24 protein-coding genes and 1 tRNA gene are annotated in these 25,784 nt (G+C 62.0%); 18 read left to right on the forward strand and 7 right to left on the reverse strand.

The features are described 5' to 3' along the window. Window positions 1-109: 109 nt before the first annotated feature. The 5 genes from FDP25_RS14455 to FDP25_RS14475 all read left to right on the forward strand — a co-directional run bounded on the left by FDP25_RS14455 (window position 110) and on the right by FDP25_RS14475 (window position 6,574). Entirely contained in the window at window positions 110-1,561 is a 1,452-nt protein-coding gene (locus FDP25_RS14455) for an aldehyde dehydrogenase family protein (protein ID WP_154153830.1), read from the forward strand. Between the two features lie 5 nt (window positions 1,562-1,566). Continuing rightward, window positions 1,567-2,562: a membrane dipeptidase gene (locus tag FDP25_RS14460; RefSeq protein ID WP_154153833.1), complete on the forward strand. Its 996-nt coding sequence runs from the start codon at window positions 1,567-1,569 to the stop codon at window positions 2,560-2,562. A 42-nt stretch (window positions 2,563-2,604) separates the two neighbouring features. Continuing rightward, on the forward strand, window positions 2,605-4,161 hold the full coding sequence (locus tag FDP25_RS14465; protein ID WP_154153836.1) for a BCCT family transporter: 1,557 nt from the start codon (window positions 2,605-2,607) through the stop codon (window positions 4,159-4,161). 74 nt (window positions 4,162-4,235) lie between these two features. Further along, entirely contained in the window at window positions 4,236-5,927 is a 1,692-nt protein-coding gene (locus FDP25_RS14470) for a hypothetical protein (protein WP_154153839.1), read from the forward strand. Further along, a complete protein-coding gene (locus FDP25_RS14475) occupies window positions 5,924-6,574 on the forward strand; it encodes a DUF3726 domain-containing protein (RefSeq protein WP_154153842.1) in 651 nt (216 codons plus the stop codon). The genes FDP25_RS14470 and FDP25_RS14475 overlap by 4 nt, the downstream gene beginning before the upstream one ends. A 172-nt stretch (window positions 6,575-6,746) precedes the next feature. Here the strand turns inward: FDP25_RS14475 and FDP25_RS14480 are convergent, their stop codons facing one another. Beyond that, window positions 6,747-7,403, reverse strand: a complete 657-nt coding sequence (locus FDP25_RS14480) for a GntR family transcriptional regulator (RefSeq protein ID WP_154153845.1) — start codon at window positions 7,401-7,403, stop codon at window positions 6,747-6,749. Window positions 7,404-7,541: 138 nt separating this feature from the next. On the opposite strand from FDP25_RS14480, the gene dctP reads away from it, so the two are divergent. The 5 genes from dctP (at window position 7,542) to FDP25_RS14505 (ending at window position 13,241) form a co-directional block, all read left to right on the forward strand. Beyond that, entirely contained in the window at window positions 7,542-8,528 is a 987-nt protein-coding gene (dctP, locus tag FDP25_RS14485) for a TRAP transporter substrate-binding protein DctP (RefSeq protein WP_154153848.1), read from the forward strand. Window positions 8,529-8,598: 70 nt separating this feature from the next. Next, on the forward strand, window positions 8,599-9,144 hold the full coding sequence (locus FDP25_RS14490; protein ID WP_154153851.1) for a TRAP transporter small permease: 546 nt from the start codon (window positions 8,599-8,601) through the stop codon (window positions 9,142-9,144). Between the two features lie 5 nt (window positions 9,145-9,149). Beyond that, a complete protein-coding gene (locus FDP25_RS14495; RefSeq protein ID WP_154153854.1) occupies window positions 9,150-10,466 on the forward strand; it encodes a TRAP transporter large permease in 1,317 nt (438 codons plus the stop codon). Continuing rightward, the gene (locus FDP25_RS14500; RefSeq protein ID WP_154153857.1) at window positions 10,463-11,722 is read left to right on the forward strand and encodes a malonyl-CoA decarboxylase; all 1,260 of its coding nucleotides are present in this window, start codon (window positions 10,463-10,465) and stop codon (window positions 11,720-11,722) included. The genes FDP25_RS14495 and FDP25_RS14500 overlap by 4 nt, the downstream gene beginning before the upstream one ends. Before the next feature lie 4 nt (window positions 11,723-11,726). Further along, window positions 11,727-13,241 carry a malonate--CoA ligase gene (locus tag FDP25_RS14505; protein ID WP_154153860.1) on the forward strand — a complete coding sequence of 505 codons (1,515 nt, stop codon included), beginning with the start codon at window positions 11,727-11,729 and terminating at the stop codon, window positions 13,239-13,241. A gap of 120 nt (window positions 13,242-13,361) precedes the next feature. On the opposite strand, the gene FDP25_RS14510 is transcribed toward FDP25_RS14505, so the two are convergent. Next, window positions 13,362-13,451, reverse strand: a tRNA-Ser gene (locus FDP25_RS14510). Between the two features lie 202 nt (window positions 13,452-13,653). On the opposite strand from FDP25_RS14510, the gene FDP25_RS14515 reads away from it, so the two are divergent. The 8 genes from FDP25_RS14515 to FDP25_RS14550 all read left to right on the forward strand — a co-directional run bounded on the left by FDP25_RS14515 (window position 13,654) and on the right by FDP25_RS14550 (window position 20,938). After that, on the forward strand, window positions 13,654-14,562 hold the full coding sequence (locus FDP25_RS14515) for an SPOR domain-containing protein (protein WP_154153863.1): 909 nt from the start codon (window positions 13,654-13,656) through the stop codon (window positions 14,560-14,562). A 13-nt stretch (window positions 14,563-14,575) separates the two neighbouring features. Further along, window positions 14,576-15,742 (forward strand): D-alanyl-D-alanine carboxypeptidase family protein, encoded by a 1,167-nt coding sequence (locus FDP25_RS14520; protein ID WP_154153868.1) that lies wholly within the window; start codon window positions 14,576-14,578, stop codon window positions 15,740-15,742. After that, window positions 15,739-16,365, forward strand: coding sequence for a dTMP kinase (tmk, locus tag FDP25_RS14525; protein ID WP_154153871.1), 627 nt, complete (start codon window positions 15,739-15,741; stop codon window positions 16,363-16,365). Before FDP25_RS14520 ends, tmk begins: the two co-directional genes overlap by 4 nt. After that, window positions 16,362-17,513: a DNA polymerase III subunit delta' gene (locus tag FDP25_RS14530; RefSeq protein WP_154153874.1), complete on the forward strand. Its 1,152-nt coding sequence runs from the start codon at window positions 16,362-16,364 to the stop codon at window positions 17,511-17,513. The genes tmk and FDP25_RS14530 overlap by 4 nt, the downstream gene beginning before the upstream one ends. A gap of 24 nt (window positions 17,514-17,537) precedes the next feature. Continuing rightward, window positions 17,538-18,344, forward strand: coding sequence for a TatD family hydrolase (locus tag FDP25_RS14535; protein WP_154153876.1), 807 nt, complete (start codon window positions 17,538-17,540; stop codon window positions 18,342-18,344). Next, a complete protein-coding gene (locus FDP25_RS14540; protein ID WP_154153879.1) occupies window positions 18,344-19,141 on the forward strand; it encodes an MBL fold metallo-hydrolase in 798 nt (265 codons plus the stop codon). Before FDP25_RS14535 ends, FDP25_RS14540 begins: the two co-directional genes overlap by 1 nt. 5 nt (window positions 19,142-19,146) lie before the next feature. Next, window positions 19,147-20,076, forward strand: a complete 930-nt coding sequence (locus FDP25_RS14545) for an AEC family transporter (RefSeq protein ID WP_154153882.1) — start codon at window positions 19,147-19,149, stop codon at window positions 20,074-20,076. Between the two features lie 232 nt (window positions 20,077-20,308). Further along, window positions 20,309-20,938, forward strand: a complete 630-nt coding sequence (locus FDP25_RS14550; protein WP_154153885.1) for an AbiU2 domain-containing protein — start codon at window positions 20,309-20,311, stop codon at window positions 20,936-20,938. A gap of 263 nt (window positions 20,939-21,201) precedes the next feature. Here FDP25_RS14550 and FDP25_RS14555 read toward each other — a convergent pair whose 3' ends face one another. The 5 genes from FDP25_RS14555 to pcaD all read right to left on the reverse strand — a co-directional run bounded on the left by FDP25_RS14555 (window position 21,202) and on the right by pcaD (window position 25,565). Beyond that, window positions 21,202-21,480, reverse strand: coding sequence for an ArsR/SmtB family transcription factor (locus FDP25_RS14555; protein ID WP_154155020.1), 279 nt, complete (start codon window positions 21,478-21,480; stop codon window positions 21,202-21,204). Between the two features lie 98 nt (window positions 21,481-21,578). Beyond that, window positions 21,579-22,811 carry a mandelate racemase/muconate lactonizing enzyme family protein gene (locus tag FDP25_RS14560; protein ID WP_154153888.1) on the reverse strand — a complete coding sequence of 411 codons (1,233 nt, stop codon included), beginning with the start codon at window positions 22,809-22,811 and terminating at the stop codon, window positions 21,579-21,581. A gap of 105 nt (window positions 22,812-22,916) precedes the next feature. Continuing rightward, window positions 22,917-24,002: a zinc-binding dehydrogenase gene (locus FDP25_RS14565; RefSeq protein WP_154153890.1), complete on the reverse strand. Its 1,086-nt coding sequence runs from the start codon at window positions 24,000-24,002 to the stop codon at window positions 22,917-22,919. A 65-nt stretch (window positions 24,003-24,067) separates the two neighbouring features. Beyond that, entirely contained in the window at window positions 24,068-24,784 is a 717-nt protein-coding gene (locus tag FDP25_RS14570) for an alpha/beta fold hydrolase (RefSeq protein WP_154153892.1), read from the reverse strand. Then, entirely contained in the window at window positions 24,777-25,565 is a 789-nt protein-coding gene (gene pcaD, locus FDP25_RS14575; protein ID WP_154153894.1) for a 3-oxoadipate enol-lactonase, read from the reverse strand. Before pcaD ends, FDP25_RS14570 begins: the two co-directional genes overlap by 8 nt. Window positions 25,566-25,784 lie beyond the last annotated feature (219 nt).

Here is a 25,784-nt window from a genome sequence, read left to right on the forward strand (position 1 = left end):
TATACCGTTTCATATTTATTGAAATAGGATTCAGAAATTTGAGTTTGAGTGAAATGAGGTAAAAAGTCCATACAGGGGGAAACTGACTTCTGTGCGAGGCGAAACTTCCATGCTTGATATCCAAAAAAACCTGATTGCCGGCGAATGGCTGACCGGCGCGGGCGAAATTGAAAACCGCAACCCGTCCGATCTGTCCGATCTGGTCGGTATGTTCGCACAGGCCACCCCGGATCAGCTTGAGATCGCGCTTGATGCCGCCAAGGCGGCGCAGGCCGAATGGGAGGCCTATGGCATGGAGCGCAAGCAGGCGGTGCTGATGAACATCGGCAACGAGTTGATGGCGCGGGCCGAAGAACTGGGCACGCTTCTGAGCCGGGAAGAGGGCAAGCCCTTTGCCGAGGGCAAGGGCGAGGTCTATCGCGCGGGTCAGTTCTTTACCTACTACGCCGCGGAATGCCTGCGGCAACTGGGCGAAAACGCCGATAGCGTACGTCCCAACATCGAGGTCGACGTGCGCCGCGAGGCCGTGGGGACCGTGGCGGTGATCAGCCCGTGGAACTTCCCCACTGCCACGGCAAGCTGGAAAATCGCCCCCGCGCTTTGCTATGGCAACGCGGTCATCTGGAAACCGGCCAATGCCACGCCCGCCTCGGCGGTGGCCCTGACCGAAATCATCGCGCGTCAGGACATCCCCAAGGGCCTGTTCCAACTGGTGATGGGGGCGGGCCGCGACGTGGGGCAGCGCCTTGTGGAAAGCCCCAAGGTCAATGCCATTTCCTTTACCGGGTCGGTGCCGGTGGGCAAGGGGATTGCCGGGGCTGCCATTCAGAACCTCACCAAGGTTCAAATGGAAATGGGTTCTAAAAATGCGCTGGCCGTGATGGACGACGCCGATCTCGATCTGGCGGTCACCCTCGCGCTTGGCGGGGCTTTTGGCGGCACGGGGCAAAAATGCACGGCCTCCTCGCGCTTGATCGTGCATGAGGCCGTTCACGACGCCTTTGTCGAGAAGCTGGTCGCGGGGGCGCAGGCCATGAAGGTTGGCCATGCCTTGGCCGATGGCACGCAAATCGGCCCGGTGGTCAGCGAACAACAGCTCAAGGAGAACCTTGAGTATGTCGAGCTGGGGAAATCCGAAGGCGCGGAACTGGCCTGTGGCGGCGCCCGCCTGAACATGGAGCACGAGGGCTATTACATGTCGCCGGGCGTGTTCCTGAACACCACCAACCAGATGCGCATCAACCGCGAGGAAATGTTCGCGCCGCTGGCCGCCGTGATCAAGGTCGGCAGCTATGACGAGGCGCTGGCCACGGTCAACGACACCAACTTCGGCCTGACCTCGGGGATCGTGACGCAAAACCTTGCCCGCGCGACACACTTCCGCCGGAATGCCAAAACCGGGGTGGTTACCGTCAACCTGCCCACAGCCGGGACCGATTACCACGTGCCCTTCGGGGGCCGCGGCGACAGTTCCTACGGTCCGCGCGAACAGGGCAAAGCGGCGGCGGAATTCTATACCACCGTCAAGACAGCCTATATCGCCGCTGGCCAGCCGGAGTAATCCACATGACCTATCGCATCGACTGTCTGCAATATGCCAACTGGTCCGAAAAGGTCTTCCGCCAGATGCGCGACGGCGGCGTCGATGCGGTACATGTGACCATCGCCTATCATGAGAATTTCCGCGAAACCGTTCTCAATATCGAGAAATGGAACCGCTGGTTCGAACAATACCCTGACCTGATCTTTCACGGGGAATGGGCCGGTGATGTTGCAAAAGCCCGTGAAACCGGCCGCACGGCGATTTTCTTTGGTTTCCAGAACCCGTCGCCCATCGAAGATGACATCGGCCTTGTCGAAGTGCTCCACAAGCTGGGCGCGCGGTTCATGCAGCTGAGCTATAACAATCAGTCGCTTCTGGCGACCGGGTGCTATGAGGCCGAGGACCCCGGCATCACCCGCATGGGCAAGCAGGTCATCAAGGAAATGAACCGGGTCGGGTTGGTCGTGGACATGAGCCATTCGGCGGACCGTTCCACCATCGAGGCCGCAGATATATCCGAGAGGCCCATCGCCATCACGCACGCGAACCTGCACGCATGGCAACCCGCCCTGCGTAACAAGCGCGACGACGTGGTGCGCGCGGTGGTGGAGAACGGCGGCATGATGGGCTTTTCGCTTTACCCGCATCACCTCAAGGGCAAGGGCGATTGCACCGTGCAATCCTTCTGCGAGATGGTGGCGCAGGCCGCTGAACGCTTTGGCACCGAACATTTCGGCATCGGATCGGACCTGTGTCAGGATCAACCCGACAGCGTGGTGGAATGGATGCGCGTTGGCCGCTGGTCGAAAGAGATCGACTATGGCGAAGGCTCGGCGTCCAATCCCGGCTTTCCGCCGATGCCCGACTGGTTCCGCGACAACCGCGATTTCGGCAATATCGAGGAGGGCCTGCATGGCGTGGGCTTTTCCGACGCAGAGGTCGCCGGCCTGATGGGCGACAACTGGCACCGCTTTTTCGACGAAAACTTCACCCCGGCACATGAGGCGCCGGATACCTGAGGGCCGATGGGCCCTTTTGGGGATATTCGCAGGGAGGAAAGAATGTCCGACACAACCCAAACCGATGTGGGCAATTCCAAAAGTGATTTGCACCACATCAACAAGCCGCTGTTTGCCATCACCGGCGGCTTTATCGCCGCCTTCTGTCTGGTGGCGCTTTATGATCTCGACCTGCTGTCGGGCATGGTCGATGCCAGCTTTGCCTTCTCGGCCAAGTATTTTGGCCTTTACTGGCAAATCCTGCTTCTGGCGACGTTCCTGATCGGTATCGTTCTGATCTTCCTGCCCGGCGGCAAGGCGATCATGGGCAACCTCGCGACCCCGGAATTCCCGGTGTTCCAGTGGGGTGCGATGATCATGTGTACCCTGCTGGCCGGTGGCGGCGTGTTCTGGGCCGCGGGTGAGCCGATGGCGCATTTCCTGTCCTCGCCGCCCTATTTCGGGGCCGAAAGCGGCACGGCGGACGCGGTAAACTCGGCGCTGGCGCAAAGCTTCATGCACTGGGGTTTTCTGGCCTGGGCCATCCTTGGTGCGCTGACCACCGTGATGCTGATGCATTACCACTATGAAAAGGGCCTGCCGCTGTCGCCGCGTACCCTGCTTTACCCGGTGTTCGGGGACAAGGCGATCAAGGGCCCGATTGGCCTGATTGCCGATGCGTCCTGCATCATTGCCGTGGTGGCGGGGACCGTCGGCCCCATCGGGTTTCTGGGCCTGCAAGTCAGCTATGGCCTGAACGATCTTTTCGGCATTCCCGATACCTTTACCACGCAAGCCTTCGTCATTCTCGCGCTCGTGGCGCTTTATACCTTCTCGGCGGCGACGGGCCTGTCGAAAGGTATCCAGATCCTGAGCCGCTTCAACGTGATCCTTGCCGCGGTCCTGCTGCTTTTCATGCTGGTTGCCGGCCCGACGGGGTTCATCTTCAAGGGCTTCTTCGGCGGTATGGGGACCTATTTCACCGATTTCTTCGGCATGGCCCTGTTCCGTGGCGACGCCGGTGTTTTCGGTGAGCCCGGCTGGCTGGGCTGGTGGACCGTGTTCTTCTGGGGCTGGTTCCTTGGTTATGGTCCGCTCATGGCGATGTTCATCGCCCGGATTTCGCGGGGCCGGTCGATCCGTTCGATCGTGATCATGTTGTCGATCGTGGCGCCCATCGTGACCGCCTTCTGGTTCACGATTGTTGGCGGCACCGGCATCAGCGCGGAACTGACCAATCCCGGCTCGGTCTCTACCGCCTTCGAAGGCTTCAACCTGCCCGCCGCCCTTCTGGCGATCACCCAATCCTTGCCGATGGGCTTTCTGGTTTCGGTGTTGTTCCTGATCCTGACCACGGTTTTCGTGGCCACCACGGGCGACTCGATGACCTATGTGATCTCGGTGGCCATGTCGAACGAGGACAAGCCCGCCCTGCCGGTGCGCCTGTTCTGGGGCGTGGCGATGGGTATCATGGCGCTGATCCTGATTTACACGGGCTCTGGCGGCGTGGGCAAATTGCAAAGCTTCATCGTGGTGACGGCGGTCCCTGTATCGCTGGTTTTGTTACCCTCCCTTTGGGATGCCTTGCGCATCACGTTGGCAAAGGGAAAGGACACCTGATCCACGAGAGTGCCCGGGCCGTTTCAGCGGCCCGGGTGCAGATTGTCATTTGTGAATGAGAGGACAAGGCGATCATGGCTGAGATCGGCACCAGACCCCCCGAAACCGTAATGCGCCTTGCGCGCCTTGGATCCATGCACCAATCGCGCCTGTCATTCATGCGTGTGCTGACCCGCCGTCTGGCAAGGGAAGGCTGGCGCTTTGAGCGGACGGGGTTCGAGGTGAACGATTTGGGCGAAGGTCATGCCGTTTACACGGCCCATGGCCCCGAGCGCGCCTATTCGCTGATTGCTTTTGCACATGATTTGCCGCCTGAGAAACGCTCGGACCGGGTGATTGCAGAGGCGTGGGATGCCACGTTCACGCTTTTCGACGGCGTGCCGAGCGCGGATGACATCGCGCGTCTTTCCCGCAATATCCCAGTACAGGAAGCGGGGCGTGTGACCGGGACGGAACTGTCGGTCTCGCGTGCCAACCGCTCTGTCCGGCTGTGGGAGCACGTGGTTTCAAGTCTTGCCCAAGGCCGCCAGCCCGACCGCGATCAGATTGACGCCGTGGGCTATCTTATGCGGACCACGGCGGTTTACGGTTCGGGCAAGTTGGGCGCGGCCGACCGCGAGATGATCGCGGATCGCCCGGAGTTCAGCGTTCCCTTCCAGGTCGAGATGCTGTCGGTCTATCTGACCCGATGGTTCACGCTTGATCTTGTGCAGCATATGGCCAACCGCCGTGCCGCCGCGAACGGGGACGTTGCCGCGCAGCTTGCGCCCGAGATCGCCCGCTCGTTGGGTATCGGCAATTCGACCGGGCTTGGGATGGCGCCATTTTTGCTGAACCATCCGGTTCTTTTCAACAACTGGGTTGCCGCGCGGGAAAAGGCCATTCAGTCGGTGCGCGCCGTTGAGGCGGCGAGCGATGCCGAGATTGAACTTTTCAAGTCACTGTTCGAGCGGAGCAAGATCAGTATCGCGAAATGGCATTCCGAGCATCCGATCCAGATCACCAAGCTTGCCGGGCTGCGTGCCGACGTTGCGAAGGTGGATGCCTATCTGGACGAGGCCGGCCTTCACACCACAAGGCCATGGGATGCGCTGTACCGCTGGAGCGAGGACACCCTTTCGCTGGAGGGGCAGGAGTGGATCGCCTCGTTGATCCTTGAGCCCTATGGCGAGCTTGTCGATGACTTTGCCACGGAAATGTCCGCCAACAACACCGCCACTTTCCGTATTTCCGGCGCAATGAGCGTGGGAGACCTTCGGGCGCTACTGACGTCCGTGTATTCCTGGGCGACAGATATTGATTGGCACGCGCCCGAAAACAAGGCGCGCGCCTGGTATGTCTCCGAAGAAAAGCTTGAGCCGCGCATGGGGGAGCGGTTCGAGGAACCGATCGAGGAATACGAGCAACCCCTCGCGCCCGGGCGGGATGCCGCGATGCTTTATCGTGCCTTGGCGCATTGGCCGGAAGACGCAAAGGTGGCCGATTTCCTTCTTCGCCACCCCGAACACCGCCATATGCTGCGACGGGCGCAGATCGTCGGGCGGGCGCCCTATGCCGAAATACGCGACAACACGATCTCGGCCCAGATGCTGCCCATCGACATGCTGCGTTGCAAGTTGTCCTTCTTCGGCGCGACGCAGTTCGACCCGCGATCAGACCGATGGGTCCGTATCTGCATGTATGGCGGTGCGCCTCTGCCGTCGGAGTTGAGCGCCGACACCGCGGATTATTGGGTGTTCCCTGAGCTTGAGGAGGGCCAGGCATGAGTCATTCCCTGAATGAAATCGAAGCCATGAGCAAACGGGCCGCCCGAGGGGCCGGCCTGTCATGGGGGCTGGCCGAAGAGGCGGCAAAAGGTACGCGCTGGCTTTCGGCGTTCGGCTTCCCCGGAATCGAAATGCTGGGAGATCTGTTGAAGCTCAACGATCGTGTTCCGTCCATCGATGTCGCGCCGGTGTCCCTGCGCGCCGAGGTCTGGCACGCGCCTGCGCGGCGAATGAGCCCGCTTATCGCGGGTGCCTCGTTGAGCGATTGTGCGGTGCGCCTTCTGGAGCGTGGCAAGATCACCATGGAAAACGTCAGCGTGCCGCTTCTGGCAGTGCCCTTCATGGGGGGAGCGGCTTTGCGTCTTGGTGTGCCGGTTTATGCCGAATGGGAGGGGGCGTACCTGGCGACCGACGGCAAACAGCTTTGTACCCGGGGGGATCTGGCACAGCTTCAAGCCGCCCATGCCGATCGGCTGGTGTTCGGTGCGCCCGCCGAAATGACCGGCCCGCGTGAGCCGGTCATGCGCGCCGAAGTGAGCGCAGACAGCTGGGCATTGCTGGGAGAGTTCGCGCGCCGCACCTTTGCCCCGGCCACCGAAGAAAGCCGTCAACGCGGCGCCGGGGCTGGCCTCAGCGATAATGACTGATCCTTTGGCCGCCCCCGGTGGCCCCGTGACAGGTGATGCGAGATGCGCGACCCAGCCAAACACGGTGTGGGATTAACGGGGCCTGATCCTTCTGTATCTCAAGTTTGCTGTGTTGTCCCCGTCAGCGACCTTGGCCGAGGTTGCTGACGGCGCGGCCTGCCTCTTTGGAAGGTTATTCCGCGGCACTCTTGAGGGTTGCGATCAGGTTGTGAAATTTCTCGCCCTGGATTGCGACATGCCCGCGCAATGCGTCGGCGGCAGCTTCTGAGTCGCCTTTTTCGAGGGCGTCCAGAATGGCCCTGTGTTCGCCCATCGACTGTGCCATGCGGCCCCTCAGCCTGAGTTGTTGACGGCGGAAGGGTTGCAGACGCCGGTGGAGGTTTCCGGTTTCCGTTTCAAGAAACCCATTGCCGGATTCGCGGTAGATGATCTTGTGAAACCGCTCGTTTTCCACGTAGTACGAATCCGGGTCATGTGCTTCGACGGCGGTCTGGCACTTGGCGTTGGCGTTGTGCAGGTCTGCCAGGGCCTCGTCCGAAATCCGTCTGGCCGCCAGCCTGCCGCAGGCGGCTTCGAGTTCGGCCATGACTTCGAACATTTCCATAAGGTCCACGGGGCCGGGCTGACGTACGAAGGCCCCGCGCCGGGGAACAAGCTCCACCAGCCCGGAGCGTGCAAGCCTTTGCAGGGCCTCTCGCAGTGGCGTTCGGGAGACCCCGAATTGACTGGCAAGGCGCACTTCGTCCAGACGATCGCCATCCTGATAGGTGCCATCGAAAATCCGCTCTTCGAGCTGTTCCGCAATGATGTCTGCGCGACGTTTGTCCATGGTCTTGTATTACCTGCCGAAGTGTGAAAATTCAATATGAAGATTATTGTATACAAAAACATTGACTCAAAATACATGACATGTCTAGGCTATGGGCAGCCCCGGTTCTTGCCGGGCTGGAGTTCTAGGGAGGAACAAATGAAATCTATTCTGAAAACCACCGCCGCGGCGCTGGCCCTCGCGGCTGTTGGCGTTACGGCCAACGCCACGGAACTGCGCCTGTCGCATCAGTGGTCCAACAAGGACATCCGCCACCAGGTGGCACAGATCGTGGCCGATGAGGTGGCTGCCGCCGATGTCGATCTGGAGATCAAGATCTTCGGGTCGAAGTCGCTTTTCAAGCCGCGCGAACAGTACACGCCGCTCAGCCGCGGACAGTTGGACATGACCGTTCTGCCGCTGTCCTATGCGGGTGGTCAGCAACCGGCCTATAACCTGACCCTGATGCCGGGCCTCGTGAAAAACCACGACCACGCCGCGCGGCTGTCCAACTCGCCCTTCATGGAAGCGCTCGAGGAGAAGATGGCCGAAGACGACGTGATGGTACTGGTGCATGGCTATCTGGCCGGTGGATTTGCCGGCAAGGACAAGTGCATCACCGCGCCGGAGGACGTGGAGGGCCTGCAAACCCGGGCCGCTGGCAAATCGTTCGAACAGATGCTGGCCGGGGCCGGGGCCTCGATCGCGTCGATGGCCTCATCGGAAATCTACAACGCAATGCAGACCGGCGTGCTCCAGGCCGCCAATACATCGTCGTCGTCCTTCGTCAGCTACCGCATCTACGAGCAGGTCAGCTGCTATACACCAGCGGGCGACGTGGCGCTGTGGTTCATGTATCAACCGCTGTTGATGAACAAGACCACCTTCGAAGGTCTGAGCGAAGACCAGCAGAACGCGCTTCTGGCTGCGTCCGAAAAGGCCGAGGCCTATTACCTTGAAGAAGCCAAGAAACAGGATGCCGCCTCGGCCGAGGTGTTCAGGGACGCCGGGGTCGAAATTGCCCAGATGAGCGCCGAGGATTTCGAGGCATGGCGCAAGCTGGCCAAGGAAACCTCCTACGCGAAATTCGTCGAAGAAGTGCCTGACGGGCAAGCGCTGCTCGATATGGCGCTGGCCGTCGAGTAACACCCTTCGGCGGGGGCAGCCGCGCGCTGTCCCCGCCTTTCCACACCAGACGAACTATAGGGAGGCAAACATGGCCGGAGGACACAGCTCTGCCAGTGCTGCGCATACGGGGGGAAACCCCTTCCTGAAAGCCGTGGCAGCGATTTCCACTCTGGCGGGGTGGTGCTCTGCCGGAATGATCGTGGCCGCCGTGGCGATCACCTGTCAGATGATTGTCGTGCGGTTCGTGCTGAACGGCTCGACTGTCTGGCAGACCGAGGCCGTGATCTATCTTGTCATCGCAGCCACGCTTATCGGGTTGCCCTATGTGCAACGCCTGCGGGGCCATGTGAACGTGGACCTGATCCCGATTTCCCTTGCGCCGCGTGCGCGTTTCGCCATGGCGATCCTGACGGCGGTCCTGTCGATCATCATCGTCGGCGTGATGCTCTTTTACGGTTATGAATTCTGGCATTTCGCCTGGGACCGGGGCTGGCGCTCCGACACGATCTGGGGCGTGCGCCTTTGGATTCCCTATCTGTCGATCCCGGTGGGATTCGGCCTGCTTCTTCTGCAACTCGTCGCCGATCTGGTCGCTGTTCTCACGCGCGTCGATAAACCCTTTGGTCTGGAGTAATCACCATGGATCCGCTCTTGCTCGGTGGGATCGTGGCGATCGTCACCATCCTCGTTCTCTTCTCCGGCGTTTCGGTGGCCATCGGCCTGCTGATCGTCTCGGCCGGGTTCCTCGTCATATTCGACGGTCCCCGCTCACTTGAGTTGATGCCCGAAATCCTGTTCGGCAAGCTCGATAACTTTGCCCTGCTGTCGATTCCGATGTTCATCATCATGGGGGCCTCCATCGCCTCCACCCGTGCCGGCGCCGACCTTTACGAGGCGCTGGAGCGCTGGCTGACACGGGTGCCCGGTGGTCTTGTGGTTTCCAATCTCGGGGCCTGTGCGCTGTTCGCGGCGATGTCCGGCTCCTCGCCCGCCACCTGTGCGGCCATCGGCAAGATGGGCATTCCGGAAATGCGCAAGCGTGGCTATCCCGATGGGGTCGCGGCGGGTTCCATCGCGGCGGGTGGCACGCTGGGCATCCTGATCCCGCCATCGGTCACCATGATCGTCTATGGCATCGCCACGGAAAGCTCGATTGGCCGGTTGTTTCTGGCGGGTGTGATCCCGGGCCTGATGTTGGTGGGGCTGTTCATGGCCTGGTCGCTTTTCTCGACATGGCGGTCGGGTGACGCGGCATTGCTCAGCGCCGGGAATTACAGCTGGGCCGAGCGGTTCGAGATTCTGCCGCGCGTTCTGCCTTTCCTGCTGATCATCCTGGGCGTGCTCTATGCCATGTACGGCGGCGTTGCCACGCCCTCGGAAACGGCGGCTGTCGGTGCGCTCCTGTGCCTGCTGATCGCCATGATCATCTACAAGCTTTGGCACCCGAGGGCACTGTGGGTCGTGCTGCGCGACAGCACCAAGGAAAGCGTGATGATCCTGTTCATCATCGCCGCCGCCGGTGTCTTTTCCTATATGCTTTCGTCGCTCTTCATCACCCAGTCGATTGCCGAATGGATCGGGACGCTGGATGTGAACCGTTGGGTGCTGATGGGGGCGGTCAATATCTTCCTGCTGATCGCCGGGTTCTTTCTGCCGCCTGTCGCCGTCATCCTGATGGCGGCGCCCATCCTTCTGCCGATCATCACCACTGCCGGGTTTGACCCGATCTGGTTCGCCGTTGTGCTGACAATCAACATGGAGATCGGCCTGATCTCGCCGCCGGTGGGCCTGAACCTTTACGTGATCAATGGCATTGCGCCGGATATTTCGCTCAGGACGATCCTGACCGGCTCCTTGCCCTTCGTGGCGTGCATGGTGATTGCCATCGTCCTTCTCTGCCTGTTCCCGGGGCTGGCCACATGGTTGCCAAATGTCGTCATGGGGGGTGCGCTATGACCTTGCTTGCTGATCTTTTGTCTACCGTGTTCGAGCGGCGCTATCGCCGTGAGACACCGCAGGCCGCCGTCGATGGCCGCCCGCTGACCGAGATGGCCGATGCTCTGGTGGGGTCGGCGGGGGAGACATCGGGACTGGCGCTGGCGCGCGAAATCCTGTCGCGCTTCGCCGAGCTGGACGACGATGACAAGCTGTCCTTCTTTCACGACATCGCCACCACGATGAACATCGACCCCGAAGCGGTGCGTACCACGCTCGACGACTACGAGCGCAGCCCCTCCAAGCACAGCTACCGGGCCTTCATGGAGGCCGCCGAACCCGCCCGGCAGGAGTTGATTCGCCGCCTGAACCAGGTTCCCGGGGCCACCGGCGCCCTGGTCAAGATGCGGGCCGACCTGCTGCGCTTGGGCGGACAGGAGCCCGAGCTTCAGGCGCTGGACCTCGATTTCCGGCACCTGTTCGCGTCGTGGTTCAATCGCGGCTTCCTTGTGTTGCGCCCGATCAACTGGGAAAGCCCGGCCCATATCCTCGAAAAGATCATCGCCTACGAAGCGGTCCACGCGATTGATAGCTGGGATGACCTGCGGCGCAGGTTGCAACCCAAGGATCGCCGCTGCTTTGCGTTCTTTCACCCGGCCATGCCGGATGAGCCATTGATCTTTGTCGAGGTGGCCCTGACCAAGGGCGTTCCCGGCTCGGTTCAGGCGCTTCTGGCCGGGGATCGCGCGGCCATGCCGACGGAGGAGGCCGACACGGCCGTCTTTTACTCGATCTCCAACTGTCAGTCGGGGCTGGCGAGCATTTCCTTCGGCAATTCCCTGATCAAACAGGTCGCGGCGGATCTGGCCGCGGAATTGCCCGGCCTGGAAACCTTCGTGACCCTCTCGCCCATTCCCGGGCTGACCAAGTGGCTGAAACAGGAGCGGCTTGCATGGGACATCGCGAACCCCGAGACGATGAAGGCGCTGGCGGCACATTACCTGCTGTATGCCAAGCGCGACAACGGGTTGCCCTTCGATCCGGTGGCGCGCTTTCATCTGGGCAACGGGGCGGTTGTCCATGCCGTTCACGCGGATGCCGACACCTCTGACAAGGGCCGTGCCCAATCGGGTGGCACCATGGTGAACTACCTCTATGACCTTGCACAGGTCGCCCAAAATCACGAAATATTCGCCAACACGCGCGAAGTCGTCGCCGCGCCCGAGATCAAAGCACTGGCCGGGCCCGCGGCCTTGCCATCGACCGAAGAAAGGTAATCCCATGGTTAATCCTCTTTATGATGGTCTCTTCGGTATCCATGCCGGAAAAACCACGCCTTTCCTGCACCTGCCGGACGGGCAGACCATCACGCATCAGGACTTTCTCGCGACGAGCGCCCAGATCGCCAACGTCATGACGCAAATCGGTCTGACCCCCGGAGACCGCGTGGCCGTTCAGGTGCAAAAATCCCCCGAGGCCCTGGCGCTCTATGCCGCCTGCGCGCAGGCGGGGCTGGTCTTTTTGCCACTCAACACCGCCTATACCGTGGATGAGCTAAGCTATTTCATCGAGAACAGCGGCGCCTCCCTGATCGTTTGCGACGGCGCCAGAGAGGGCGAGCTGTCCGACATGGCCGGCAAGCTGGGGGCGAAGGTCGAAACCCTGAACGCCGATGGCAGCGGCACCCTGACCGATCAGGCCAGAGCCATGCCCAACAGCTTTCCCACCGTCGAGCGCAACGGCGAGGACCTTGCGGCGTTCCTCTATACCTCGGGCACGACTGGCCGCTCGAAAGGGGCGATGCTGACTCAGAACAACCTGCTGTCGAATGCGCAGACCCTTGTCAGGGAGTGGCGGTTCACGGCGGAGGATGTCCTTTTGCACGCCTTGCCGATTTTCCATACCCACGGCCTGTTCGTGGCGACCAATATCACGCTGGCGGCGGGCAGCAGCATGATCTTCATGCCGAAATTCGATCTGGACCAGATCATCGCCCGGATGCCCGAGGCGACTGCCATGATGGGGGTCCCGACCTTCTATACCCGGCTGCTGGACGACGACAGGTTCACCGGGGACCTGACCCGGCACATGCGGTTGTTCGTCTCCGGGTCTGCCCCGCTTCTGGCGGAAACCCATGTTCAGTTCGAGGCGCGGACAGGCCATCGCATCCTTGAACGCTATGGCATGACCGAAACCAACATGAACACCTCGAACCCCTATGACGGCGAACGCCGCGCCGGAACGGTGGGCTTCCCGCTGCCGGGGGTCGAACTCAAGGTCACCGATCCCGAGACCGGAGAGACTTTGGCCGACGGAGAGGTCGGCCAGATCGAGGTGCGTGGGCCGAATGTGTTCAAGGGCTACTGGCAGATGCCCGAGAAAACCGCCGCCGAACTGCGCGAGGATGGGTTCTTCATCACCGGCGATCTGGGCAAGGTCGACGAGGATGGCTATGTCCATATCGTTGGCCGCAACAAGGACCTGATCATCTCGGGCGGTTACAACATCTATCCCAAGGAGATCGAACTGGTTCTGGACGACCAGCCCGGCGTTCTGGAAAGCGCGGTGATCGGCGTGCCGCATCCCGACTTCGGGGAAACCGTGGTGGGGGTCATCGTGCCCGAAAAGGGGGCGTCGCCCGACACCGACGCGATGATGGAGGCGGTCAGCGGTGCGCTGGCCCGGTTCAAGCACCCCCGCAAACTGGTCATCCTGGACGAACTCCCACGCAATACGATGGGCAAGGTTCAAAAGAATGTCCTGCGTGACCAATACCAGGGGATGTTCACGCCCTGAGATCCTACTTGCGGCGGGCGTGACCATGGCGCGCCCGTCACGTCGGCCATTTGAGCGGTAAGCTCGAAGCTGTAGGTGGTCTTTAAAACAGCTACATAATAAATTTTGATTTGCGTGTCGTGGCGGAGGAGGTGGGATTCGAACCCACGGTACGCTTTCACGCACGCCGGTTTTCAAGACCGGTGCATTCGACCACTCTGCCACTCCTCCGGTCTGCTTGCTCTACACCGGCGATTGCGATTCTGAAAGATGCCAGATGTGGAAATCCGCCGAAGGCGTATGGCCGGACTTTTCTTGTGACGCGCAAGGCGTTAGGATGATGCCCGAGTGGGCTTCCCACGGGGTTCGGAACAAAAGTCGGGGAAACCGGCATCGCGCAATAACAGCGTGTGTGACAGGCAAGGGATGAGGCATGACAGGTCAAGGGTTCGGCAATCGGTGCGGTCTATGGCGCATCGCCGTGATCAGTGCAGGGGCGCTGTTTCTCACGGCATGTGATGAGACAGGGCAATTCACCAATCCATTCACGGCGGGCGGTTCTGCGGGGCAGGACAGTCTCGCGGCGGCCGAGACCTCCTCGGTCAAGCTGGTCGAGCGGGATGTCGAGGCACCGGATGTGTTCCAGGTCACCGATATGGGGCTTTGGGATGGCCGCCCCTCGCTTGGCGGGGTCTGGGTGGCGCACCCGGATGTGAAAGAACCCGAGCGGGTGATCATCCGCAACAACGAGAATTCCAAGTTCGTGATCGGGGCCTTGTTCCGTCGCGAACGTGAAAACCCCGGCCCGATCTTGCAGGTTTCGTCCGATGCCGCGGCGGCCTTGGGGATGCTGGCCGGTGCGCCGGCCCAATTGAACGTGACCGCGCTGCGCCGCGAGGAAGCCCCCGATCCGGCGGCGGCCCCGGCCGAGCCGGCTGCGACCGATGACTTGGGTGCGCCGGATGCAGTCGAGGAAAGCACGCTTGACCCGGTCGATCCCGTGGCCGGGGCCGCGGCGGCACTGGACGATGTGGAAAGCGCGGGTGAAATTCAGCCCGCGGCAACCGCGCCGAAACCTGCGCCCAAACCACGGCCTACCGGATCGTCGCTTGAAAAACCCTATATCCAGATCGGTATTTTCAGCGTCGAACAGAATGCCCGGAATACCGCCACCGCCATGCGTCAGGCGGGCATGGTGCCGGTGGTGAAAGAGCAAAGCTCGAAAGGCAAGGCATTCTGGCGGGTGATCGTCGGACCGGCGGCGTCGAAATCCGAACGCTCCGTCCTGTTGAAAAAGATCAAGGGGGTGGGCTTTGACGATGCCTATCCCGTCACGAACTGAGGGCTGATCCAAAATGATCCGCATCTTTCGACTTTGGGCCGCGGTGCTATTGACCATCCTGCTGGCGATGCCCGCGCAGGCCTTCGAAACCCGCGCCAAGGCGGCTTTCGTCATGGATATCACCACCGGCACGGTGCTTCTGAGCAAGAACGCGGATCAGCCCTTGCCACCGGCCTCGATGTCCAAGCTGATGACACTCTACGTGGCCTTCGAGGCCATTCGCGACGGGCGCCTGACGCTGGATGAGCGTCTGCCGGTGTCGCGCCACGCCATGAGCTATGGTGGTTCGACCATGTTTCTCGACACCACCGACCGGGTGCGCGTCGAGGATTTGCTGCGCGGGATCATCGTGCTGTCGGGCAACGATGCCTGCGCCGTCATCGCCGAAGCACTGAGTCCGGACGGCACCGAAGCGGGCTTTGCCCGGTTCATGACCCAACGCGCGCGGCAGATGGGCATGACCAATTCCACCTTCGCCAATTCGAACGGCTGGCCCGCCGCCGGCCACCGGATGAGCATGCGTGACCTCGCGCTGCTGGCGCGCCACTTGATCGAGGATTTCCCCGGCTTCTACCCGATGTTCGCGGAAAAGGAGTTTGCCTTTGACGGGCGGGCGCCACAGAACATTCACAACCGCAATCCGCTTCTGGGCCTTGGTATCGGGGCCGACGGTTTGAAAACCGGCCACACGCAAGAGGCGGGCTATGGCCTGACCGGATCGGCCAAGCAAGGCAACCGGCGGATCGTTTTCGTGGTTTCGGGGCTGGATAGCACCCGTGCCCGCGCGGAAGAGGCCGAAAGCATCGTCAACTGGGCGTTCCGGCAGTTCGTGGAAAAACCCATTGTCAGCGCCGGAAGCGAAGTCGCCCGCGCCGATGTCTGGATGGGGGATGCCACCAGTGTCGGCCTGACACCCGCGCAGGATGTCGTCACGCTGGTGCCCGTGCTCGGCGGTGACAGGATCGAGGCCGAGGTGGTCTATCACGGCCCTTTGCATGCACCGATTTCCAAGGGTGACGAACTGGGAGAGCTGGTTTTCGCCCCCGGTGAGTTGCCGGAAACCCGGGTGCCTCTGGTCGCCGTGCGGGATGTGCCGCGGGGCGGCTTCATGGCGCGGCTGCGGACGGTTTCCGAACACCTGCTGACGCGGTTGCGCGAAGGGTCCGAGGGCACGCTTTGAGCGGGCCGGGACGGTTCATCAGTTTCGAAGGCATCGACGGGTCTGGCAAATCCACCCAAGCCCGGCGCTTGGCCGCGCATCTGGAAGGGCTTGGGCATTCCGTTGTCCTGACCCGCGAACCGGGCGGCAGCCCCGGGGCCGAGGACATCCGCGCGCTTGTCCTTGAGGGTGAGCCGGACCGCTGGTCACCCGAAACCGAACTGCTTTTGTTCACCGCAGCCCGCCGCGATCATCTGGAACGCACCATCCGGCCCGCGCTTGAGGCCGGGCAGATCGTGATCTGCGACCGCTTCGCCGATAGCACCCGGATGTATCAGGGATTGCGCCGCGCGGGCCTGCGCGTGCTGGTCGATCAATTGCACGACCTGATGATCGGGCAGGAGCCTGACCTTACCGTGCTGATCGACATGGACCCCGAAACGGGTTTGGCCCGTGCCCTTTCCCGCAATGGCGGGGAAGAGCGGTTCGAATCCTTCGGCAACGATCTTCAGGCCAAGATGCGCGCCGGGTTTCTGGACCTCGCGGCAGAGTTCCCGGACCGCTTCGTCACCATCGACGGGGCGCGCGCCATGGATGATGTCACCGCCGATGTCACGGCCCGCGTGACGGAGTGGCTGGCATGAGCGATGCAGGCACCCCGCTTCCCGACCGTATCGAAGGCGCGCCGCACCCGCGCGAGACCCTGCGCCTGATCGGGCAGGGCGCGGCAGAGCAGGGCTTCTTGGAGGCCTTCAACACGGGCCGTTTGCACCATGGCTGGCTGATCACCGGGCCGCGTGGGGTGGGCAAGGCCACGCTGGCGTGGCGCATCGCGCGCTTCCTTCTGGCCACGCCGCTCGAAGACGACGGCGGGCTTTTCGGCGATGCGCCGCCACAGCCCACCACGCTGGACATCGACCCCGAGCATCCCGTCGCCCGTCGGATCATGGCAGGTTCGGACCCCGGGCTTTTCCTTGTGCGCCGCGGCGGCGCGGGCAGTTCCGACCGTGACCGCGAAAAGAACTTCGAGGAAGGCAAGTTTTCGCAAGACATCCGCGTCAGTGAAATCCGCGGCCTCGCCCGCTTCATTCACCTCAGTTCCACCGAGGGCGGGCGGCGCGTGGTGATCGTCGATGCCGCCGACGAGATGAACACCCAAGCCGCCAACGCCCTTCTGAAAATGCTCGAAGAGCCGCCCGCGCGCACCACGCTTCTGTTGGTCAGTCACCAGCCCTCGCGCCTTTTGCCCACGATCCGATCGCGCTGTCGCGAATTGCGGCTTTCCGCGCTCAGCCCCGAGGACATGGCCGAGGCCCTGGCGCAGGCCGGCGTGGACCCCGGCGCAGATACCGCGGCGCTGGCCGAGCTTTCGGGTGGCTCCGTGGGCGAGGCCGTACGCCTGATCAACCTTGGCGGCCTGCAAATCTACGCCGAACTGGTGGCGATCTTTCAGGGCCTTCCGCGCCCCGACCGCGCCCGCGCCCTCAAACTGGCCGAGGCGGCGGCAACGCGCGGGGCCGAAGATAAGCTCGACCTGCTGATCTGGCTGGTGGACCTCTTCCTGTCCCGTCTGGCCCGCAGCGGTGCAGTTGGCGTGCCCGGCGTCGAGGCCGCCCCGGGCGAGGCGGAGTTGTTCACCCGTCTGGCCCCACATCCACAGGCAGCCCGCGCTTGGGCCGACTGCGCGCAGGAGGTCGGCGCCCGAAGCCGCCATGGCCGGGCGGTCAACCTTGACCCTGCCGCGCTGGTCCTAGATACCGTGTTCAAGATTCAGCAAACCGCGGCGGGGTAATCGGCCCGCCTTTCATGGGGCGACATGACCGACACGATCCAGATCACCGACAGCCACTGCCACCTCGATTTCCCCGACTTCGACGAGGAACGCCCCGCCGTCATCGACCGCGCGCTTGAGGCGGGGGTGACCCGCATGGTGACGATCTGCACCAAGCTTCGGCTCGAACCACAGGTGCGGGCCATCGCCGAGGACTACGCGCCGGTGTTCTACGCCGCTGGCACCCACCCGATGAGTGCGGCGGACGAACCCATGGCGACCGTCGAGGAACTGGTGAAGCTGGCCGAACACCCCAAGTTCGTGGGTATCGGCGAAACGGGCCTTGATTACCACTACACCGCCGACAGCGCCGAGGTGCAGAAACAAAGCCTCCGGGTACATATCGAAGCGGCGCAGGAAACCGGCCTGCCGCTCATCATTCACGCCCGCGCGGCGGATGAGGACATGGCGCGCATCCTGACCGAAGGCTACAAGGCCAAGCCTTATTCCTGCGTCATGCACTGCTTTTCGTCGGGCGCGGAGCTGGCCAAAACCGCCATCGACCTTGGGTTTTACCTCTCGATGTCGGGCATCGCCGCCTTCCCCAAATCCACCGACCTGCGCGAGATTTTCGCACAGGCCCCGGTGGACCGCATCCTTGTCGAAACCGATGCGCCCTATCTGGCCCCGCCGCCCTATCGCGGCAAACGGAACGAACCGGCCTATACCGTGCACACCGCCCGAAAAGGCGCCGAGGTGTTCGGCATGGACTGGCCCGATTTCGCCGCGCAAACCCAAGCCAACTTTGATCGCCTTTTCTGGAAGGTCGCACAACACGAGGCCGCGGCCTGATGGGGGAAATACGCTTTACCATCCTTGGCTGTGGCTCCTCGGGCGGTGTGCCACGTCTGGGCGGCAACTGGGGCGATTGCGACCCGGAAAACCCCCGCAACTACCGCCGCCGCTGTTCGCTTCTGATCGAGCGCGAGGGGGAGGGGGGGATCACCCGTGTTCTGATCGACACCTCGCCCGACCTGCGGTCGCAATTGCTCGATGCAGGGGTGGGGGAGTTGGACGCGGTGCTTTACACCCACAGCCACGCCGACCACGTCCACGGCCTCGACGATCTGCGGATGATCGTTTTCAACATGAAACAACGCCTGCCGGTCTGGGCCGACGGCGACACGCAAAACGCGCTTTACGCGCGTTTCGGTTATGCCTTCATCCAACCCGAAGACAGCCCCTATCCCCCCATCCTCGACATGCACACCATTGATGGCGACGTGACCATCGACGGCGCGGGCGGGCCGGTGACGCTGACCCCGTTTGAGGTCAACCACGGCTCGATCGAGGCGCTGGGCTTCAAGGTGAACGGCGTGGCCTACCTGCCGGATGTCGCGCAAATCCCCAAGGATGTCTGGCCTGTGCTGGAGGGGCTGGAGTGTTGGATTCTCGACGCCCTGCGCCGCACCCCGCATCCCACCCATTCGCACCTTGAACAGTCGCTGGAATGGATCGCCCGCGCCGCGCCGAAACGCGCGGTGCTGACCAACATGCATATCGACATGGACTACCAGACGCTGGTCGAGGAAACCCCAGATCACATCACCCCCGCCTATGACGGCATGACCCTGACCTTCCCGGCCTGACCGCGATGCAGGCACTGATCGAGGTCATCCTTCCGGTTTTCGTGGTCATAGGCTTTGGCTATCTGGCGGTCTGGCGCGGATGGTTTTCGCAGGCCGGGGTCGATGGGCTGATGAAATTCACCCAGAATTTCGCCATTCCCTGCCTTCTGTTCACCGCTATCGCCCGGCTGGACCTTCAGCAGCACTTCGACTGGCGGCTATTGCTCAGCTTCTATACCGGCGCGCTGACCGGCTTTCTTCTGGGCCTCTTCGGCGCGCGCTTCATCTTCGGGCGCGATTGGGAAGATTGCGTCGCCATCGGTTTTTGCTGCCTGTTTTCCAACTCGGTGCTTCTCGGCCTGCCGATCACCGAACGCGCCTATGGTGCCGATGCGCTTGAGGCCAACTACGCCATCATCGCGGTGCATTCGCCCTTCTGCTACGGCATCGGCATCACCGTGATGGAGGTGCTGCGCGCACGCGGCACGCCGGGGCGGGCGCTGGTGGGCAAGGTCCTCAAGGCGATGTTCTCCAATGCGCTCATCATTGGCATCGCGGCGGGGTTTGTCGTCAACCTCACCGGCCTGCCGGTGCCCGGTATCCTGAATGACGGGCTGGAATTGATGGTGCGCGCAGCACTGCCCGCGGCACTTTTCGGATTGGGCGGGGTGCTGGTGCAATACCGCCCCGAAGGGGATTTGCGCATCGTGCTGTATGTCTGCGCCGTGGCGCTTCTGGCCCACCCGCTGGTGACAAGCCTGCTTGGCCGGGGCTTGGGGCTGTCGACCGAGGCCTACCGCTCCGCCATCCTCACGGGCGCCATGGCCCCGGGGATCAACACCTATATCTTCGCCAACATGTACGGACGCGCCCGCCGCGTGGCGGCCTCGGCGGTGCTGATCGCAACGGCGGTCTCGATCCTGACGGTCTGGATGTGGTTGGGGACGTTGCCATAGCGCTCATCGCTGCGCACTTCGCAAAGACGCCCGCAAAGGGGTACCGAGTGCGTCCTGAGAAGGGGAGAGGCTATGGTCGGTGCGGGATCGGATCACAAGCTCGCTTCCTTCGTGGGAATAGCAAACGGCGGGTGTGATCCCTTACTTTCACCATCAACGTTGCAGCTTGAGGCTTTGTCGATTTGAATAGCTGAGATTTCTGACGTTGGATTGACGGAAAAAGGCCGATGTGATGGATGAGTTTGCTGACCTCTATGAGAAGCTCCATAAACAGTGCAGTTACTATTCTCGACACCTAGGGCATCTGAAAGCGCTTATCGAAAACGATGATTGGATGCGGGTCGTGGATGGCTCAATGTCAGGCCGCGCTTTGTTACTCGGAAACAGCGAAATTACTAACGCACTAATTCTGTTCAATACTCGGATGCTTGATACGGGGCGTGATACGATAACAGTCCGCAGGCTGGCTAAGAACGTACCGACTGAGCAAGATATTAAGCGGCATCATGCTGCAAGAATGATCGAAATCGGGATCGAGTATCCTCTTGATCGCTACTTCTTGGCTAGAAAACATTTCATTGCAGCCTATCGAGAATTACGTGGGAACAGTACAAATTCAAAGTTGAGGTCTTTGAGAGACTACACATTGGCCCATAACATCGAGCCAGAGGCTGAGCCGGAGAGAGCAACACTTAATGATCTCTTGGAGCTAACAGACGCGGTGACCAATCTAGTGGACTTGGCCGGATACATTGTGACAAGCTCTCGGGGGTTTTATCGAGATTTATCGGGCCGGTCTGAGAGAGAAACGAGGATGCTGTATGCAGCACTTCCGACACTCGCGGCTATAGAAAGCGAATAGAACTGGAAAGCAGCCCCGTCCCGCAAAGCAAACTGCCACAAAACCATTTCCTTCGCGAAGAAACCCGTAAGGCCTGATTAGTGCACCTGCCAAACCGTACGAAACTCACGTACGTTTCGTACAACTTACACCGCACGCCCTGTTAATCCCCCGGGATGCAGAAAAAAATACCGACGCGATACCGACGTTTTACCGACGCGATACAGACCGGGGTTTTCGTGGTTAACCAAGGGGTTAGGGGGGATTCGGGCGGCAGGGTGGTCTCACCCGCAGAATTGTCGGTACAAAAGTTCGATCAACTCGCGGGTCTTGTCGTCGGCCAGACGGTAGTAGATCGTCTTGCCGTCGCGGCGGGTGGCCACACGGCCCTCTTGCCGTAGCCGCGCTAGGATCTGGCTGACCGCGGCTTGCCTCATGTCCAGCAGTTCTTCCAACTCGCCCACCGATTTCTCGCCCGAGCCCAGATGGCACAGCGTCATCAGCCGCCCTTCATGCGCCACGGTCTTGAGAAAGGCCGCTGCCTCCTTGGCGCTTTGTTCCATTTCCGTGGGCGGTGCGATGGTTTCGGGTTTTGTCACGTGGGCTGGTCCTGATTGTTATCGTTACGCATCTCTAACATGCCCCGCTCAAAAGGGCGAGGTCACTCCTCTTTGGGCGGGGCCCCCCCGGCAAAGGAATTGCCGTTGACGTAATCGCATGGCGCCTCCTGCATCTGCAAATGCAGGCCGGTGTCCTCATAAGGGTGGGCGCGGGCCAGCGCCTCGTCAACCTCGATCCCCAGGCCCGGGGCCTCGGGTGGGGTGATAAACCCTTCATTTACCCGGATTGCGCCTTTTATCAAGGCATCATGGAACGGGGTCTCGATGGTCTCGGCCATCAGGAGGTTGGGAACCGAGGCTGCAAGATGGACGTTGGCGGCCCATTCGACGGGGCCTGCGTAGAGATGCGGCGCCATCTGGGCGTTATAGACCTCGGCCATGGCGGCGATCTTCTTGCACTCCCAAATCCCACCCGCACGGCCCAGGGCCGGTTGCAGGATCGTCGCCGCCCCTTGGCGCAGGACGGGGGCGAACTCGGCCTTGGTGCACAGGCGCTCGCCGGTGGCCACGGGGATGCGCACGGCCCCGGCCACCCTGGCCATTTCAGTGACGCAATCAGGTGGCACGGGTTCCTCGTACCATAGCGGGCTATAGGGTTCGATCGCCTGCCCAAGGCGAATGGCCCCGGCGGTGGTGAACTGCCCATGTGTGCCGAACAGAAGATCGGCGCTTGTGCCCACGGCCTCACGAATGGCACGGCAGAAATCGACCGACATCTGGATATCGGACATGGCGGGCATGTGGCCTCCGCGCATGGTGTAGGGGCCTGCGGGGTCGAACTTCACTGCCGTATAGCCCCGATCCACGCTGTCAAGCGCGGCTTCGGCGGCCATCTCGGGCGAGGTCCAGAATTCGGGCATGGCGTGCCGGGGCAGGGGGTAAAGATAGGTATAGGCGCGGATACGGTCATTCATCCGCCCGCCCAGAAGCGCCCAGACCGGCCGCTCACGCGCCTTGCCAAGGATATCCCAACAGGCAATCTCCAGCCCTGCGAAGGCGCCCATGACCGTCAGGTCGGGACGCTGCGTGAAACCCGAGGAATAGGCACGACGGAACATAAGTTCAATGTTTTCAGGGTTTTCGCCCTGCATGTGGCGGGCAAAGACATCCTCGATCACCGCGCGCATGGCCTCGGGGCCGACACTCGCGGCATAGCATTCGCCCCAGCCGGTGATGCCGTTGTCCGTGGTGACTTTCACCAAGATCCAGTAGCGCCCGCCCCAGCCGGGAGCAGGGGGGGCCGTGACGATGATATCGAGGTCTTGCAGCTTCATGGGACGGCTCCGATGAGTGTGTTTCGGATCGCTTGTGCGATCCGACCGGGGCGAGGGGCGCTGCCCCTCGCGCTCCCCGGAGTATTTTGAGAAAGATGAAAAGGGTTACTTCAGCATGATCACGTTGCGGCGGGCGGTGCCTTTCTTGGTGTCAGCGATGGCCTCGTTGATCTGGTCCAGTGTCCAGCGGTTCGAGATCAACTCATCGAGTTTGAGGCGCCCTTGTTGGTACATGTCGATCATCCAGGGGATGTCGCGCTTGATCACCACGTCGCCCATTTTGGAGCCGACCATGGATTGCCCGGCAGCGGCGAAATTGGCGGCCTCGTAGGTCGAGGCCGCCCCGGAGGCGGGCATGCCTACCATGATCACCTTACCGCCTCCCGCGATATAGCGCGGCGCCTGATCATAGGCTTGTGCTGCACCCACAGTGACAAGTACCGCATCCGCGCCCCGGCCCATGGCGGCCTTGGCGGCGCGCCAGGGTTTGTCCTGGGTGGCCAGAACGCCGTCGGTGGCACCGAAGGCCTTGGCGTCTTCGAGCTTGTCTTCGTTCATGTCGACCGCCACGATGCGCCGCGCTCCGGCGATCCGGGCCCCTTGGATGGCGTTGAGGCCGACGCCGCCTGCGCCGATCACCACCACGTCTTGGCCTGCGCGCAGGTTGGCGGCATTGACCACCGCCCCCACGCCGGTGACCACGCCGCAGGCCAGCAGGCTGGCGGCATCCAGGGCCATTCCGGTAGGTGCTCTGACCACTTGCGAATGATGTACCACGACCTTTTCGGCAAAAGCCCCGCAGGCCATGGCCTGATGCAACTTGCCGCCATCGGCCCGTGTCAGTGGGCCGTGATCCCCATCGTATGGTGTTTCGCAGCCTGTGGGCCGCCCGGACCCGCAGGAGGGGCACTCACCACAGGCGCGAATAAGTGTCACCACCACCGGATCTCCCTCGGCCACCCCTGTCACGCCCGCGCCCACATGGGTGACATGGCCGGCGGCCTCGTGCCCGTAAACCGCAGGAAGCGAGCCACCCCAGGCCCCTTCGGCATAGGCAATATCGGAATGGCAAATCGCCACGGCTTCGAGCGTGACTTCGACTTCGCCCATTTCGGGCGCGCGCAATTGCACATCTTCGATGGATAGCGGTTGCCCGAAGGCGTGGCAGACGGCGGCCTTGATGGTCGGCATGGTTCCTCGCTCCCTGTTCTTTAGTGTAGGGTTACGGGAATGGCGCGCGGGTGCAAGCGGGGATTTTACGCCGCGTCCTGGGTGATTTGGTCGATCAGTTGCGCCAACTCCCCTGGCATCGCGAAAAACGGTGAATGGCTGGTGGGCAGAGCGTGGACGTCCTCTGCCGGCCAGCCCCCGGTCATGGTGCGTTGATATTCGGGCGGGATGGCCTGATCGTCATCACAGCGGATGTAGGTTTTCGGCACGGATTGATATGCCTTGCCAAGACGGATCGGCGTGGCTTGCGGCTTGATCGCCTGCACGCAGAGATTTTGGCGGGCATAGTCCACCGTGCCTTCTGGGCAATCGTGGTAAAGCGCTTTGGCGAGATGTGTTTCGCGAAAGGTAAAGCCAAGCCCATCGGGGGTTTTCTCGATCGCCTCCAGAAGCGGTTGGCGCGGGGCCTCCATCCGCATATCGACAAGCGAGGCCCCATCGCGCGGCGCATAGGCACATAGATAGACCAGCCGTGCGATCTTGGTGGGGTCGATTTCCGCGGCGGCGGAAATGGGAAAGCCCGCCATGGAATGGCCGACGACAACGGCGCGTGTCTCGATCGCGTCCAGAATGGCCTGCGCGTAGAGATCAAGGGTGATGTCCGCCAACGGCCAAGGGGTGGTCCCGTGGCCCGGAAGGTCGATGGCCCGGACATCGTGCCCCAACCGTTCAAGCGCCGGGACGACGTCGCGCCAGCACCACGCGCCATGGCAGGAGCCGTGAACAAGCAAGATCTCAGACATGGCCGACCTCCTTCAGAAAACCGGTCAGGACCTGTGCATAGTCTTTGGGCTGGTCAACGCAAGGCAGATGCCCCGCCTTGCGGATCAGGTGGAACCGTGCGCCGGGGATCAGGTTGACTGTCTCACGCACCAGATCGGGTGGGGTCGAGCCGTCTTCGGATCCGGCGATGCCCAGTGTGGGCAAGCGCAAGCCGCTTGTGGGGGTGTAGAAATCAGTTCCGGCGATGGCTGCCGCGCAACCGGCATAGCCCGCCGCAGGCGTGCGTTCCAACATATGTCGCCATGCGGTGATCTCGGGCGTGGCATGGAAGGCGCGGGAAAACCACCGCTCCAACGTGGCCTCGGAGAGTGCAGCGACACCCCCCTTTTCCACGGCGGCGATCCGCTCGGCCCACATCTCGGGCTGGCCGATCTTGGCGGCGGTGTTCGACAGCACCATGGCACGCATCAGTTCCAGCCGCTTGACGGCGAGGCCCTGCGCCACCATCCCGCCAATCGACAGCCCCACGAAAACGCAATCGCGGATACGCAGGTGATCCAACAACCGCTCGGCATCGCGCACCAGAGCCCCCATGGAATAGGGCCCCTTGGGGCAATCCGAAAGACCATGTCCGCGCATGTCATACCGGACGATCCGCAACCCATCCGGCAGATGCGGCAACACATCATCCCAAAGCCGCAGGTCGGTCCCAAGCGAATTTGCAAAAACCAAGGGCGCCCCTTCGGGCGGCCCATTCTCGCGGTAATGCAGGGCGATATCGCCTAGATCAGCCATTTGCATGTCAGCTCCTCCCTTTCGAGGCCAGATGCCCGGGGCAAACACCCGGGGTCAAGCGGTTTGACCAAAAGGCGCGGCTGCGCCGCAACAGTCTTGGTTTGAATGAGGGGCGCCGCCCCTCAAACTCCCCGGGGTACTTGTGCCAAGAAAAAACGCGGATGGCATGACTGGTTTTTTCTTGGCTCAAATACCCCCGCCGGAGGCAACCCGAGGGCTTTGCCG

Source organism: Roseovarius bejariae (assembly GCF_009669325.1).
Classification (GTDB): Bacteria; Pseudomonadota; Alphaproteobacteria; order Rhodobacterales; family Rhodobacteraceae; genus Roseovarius; species Roseovarius bejariae.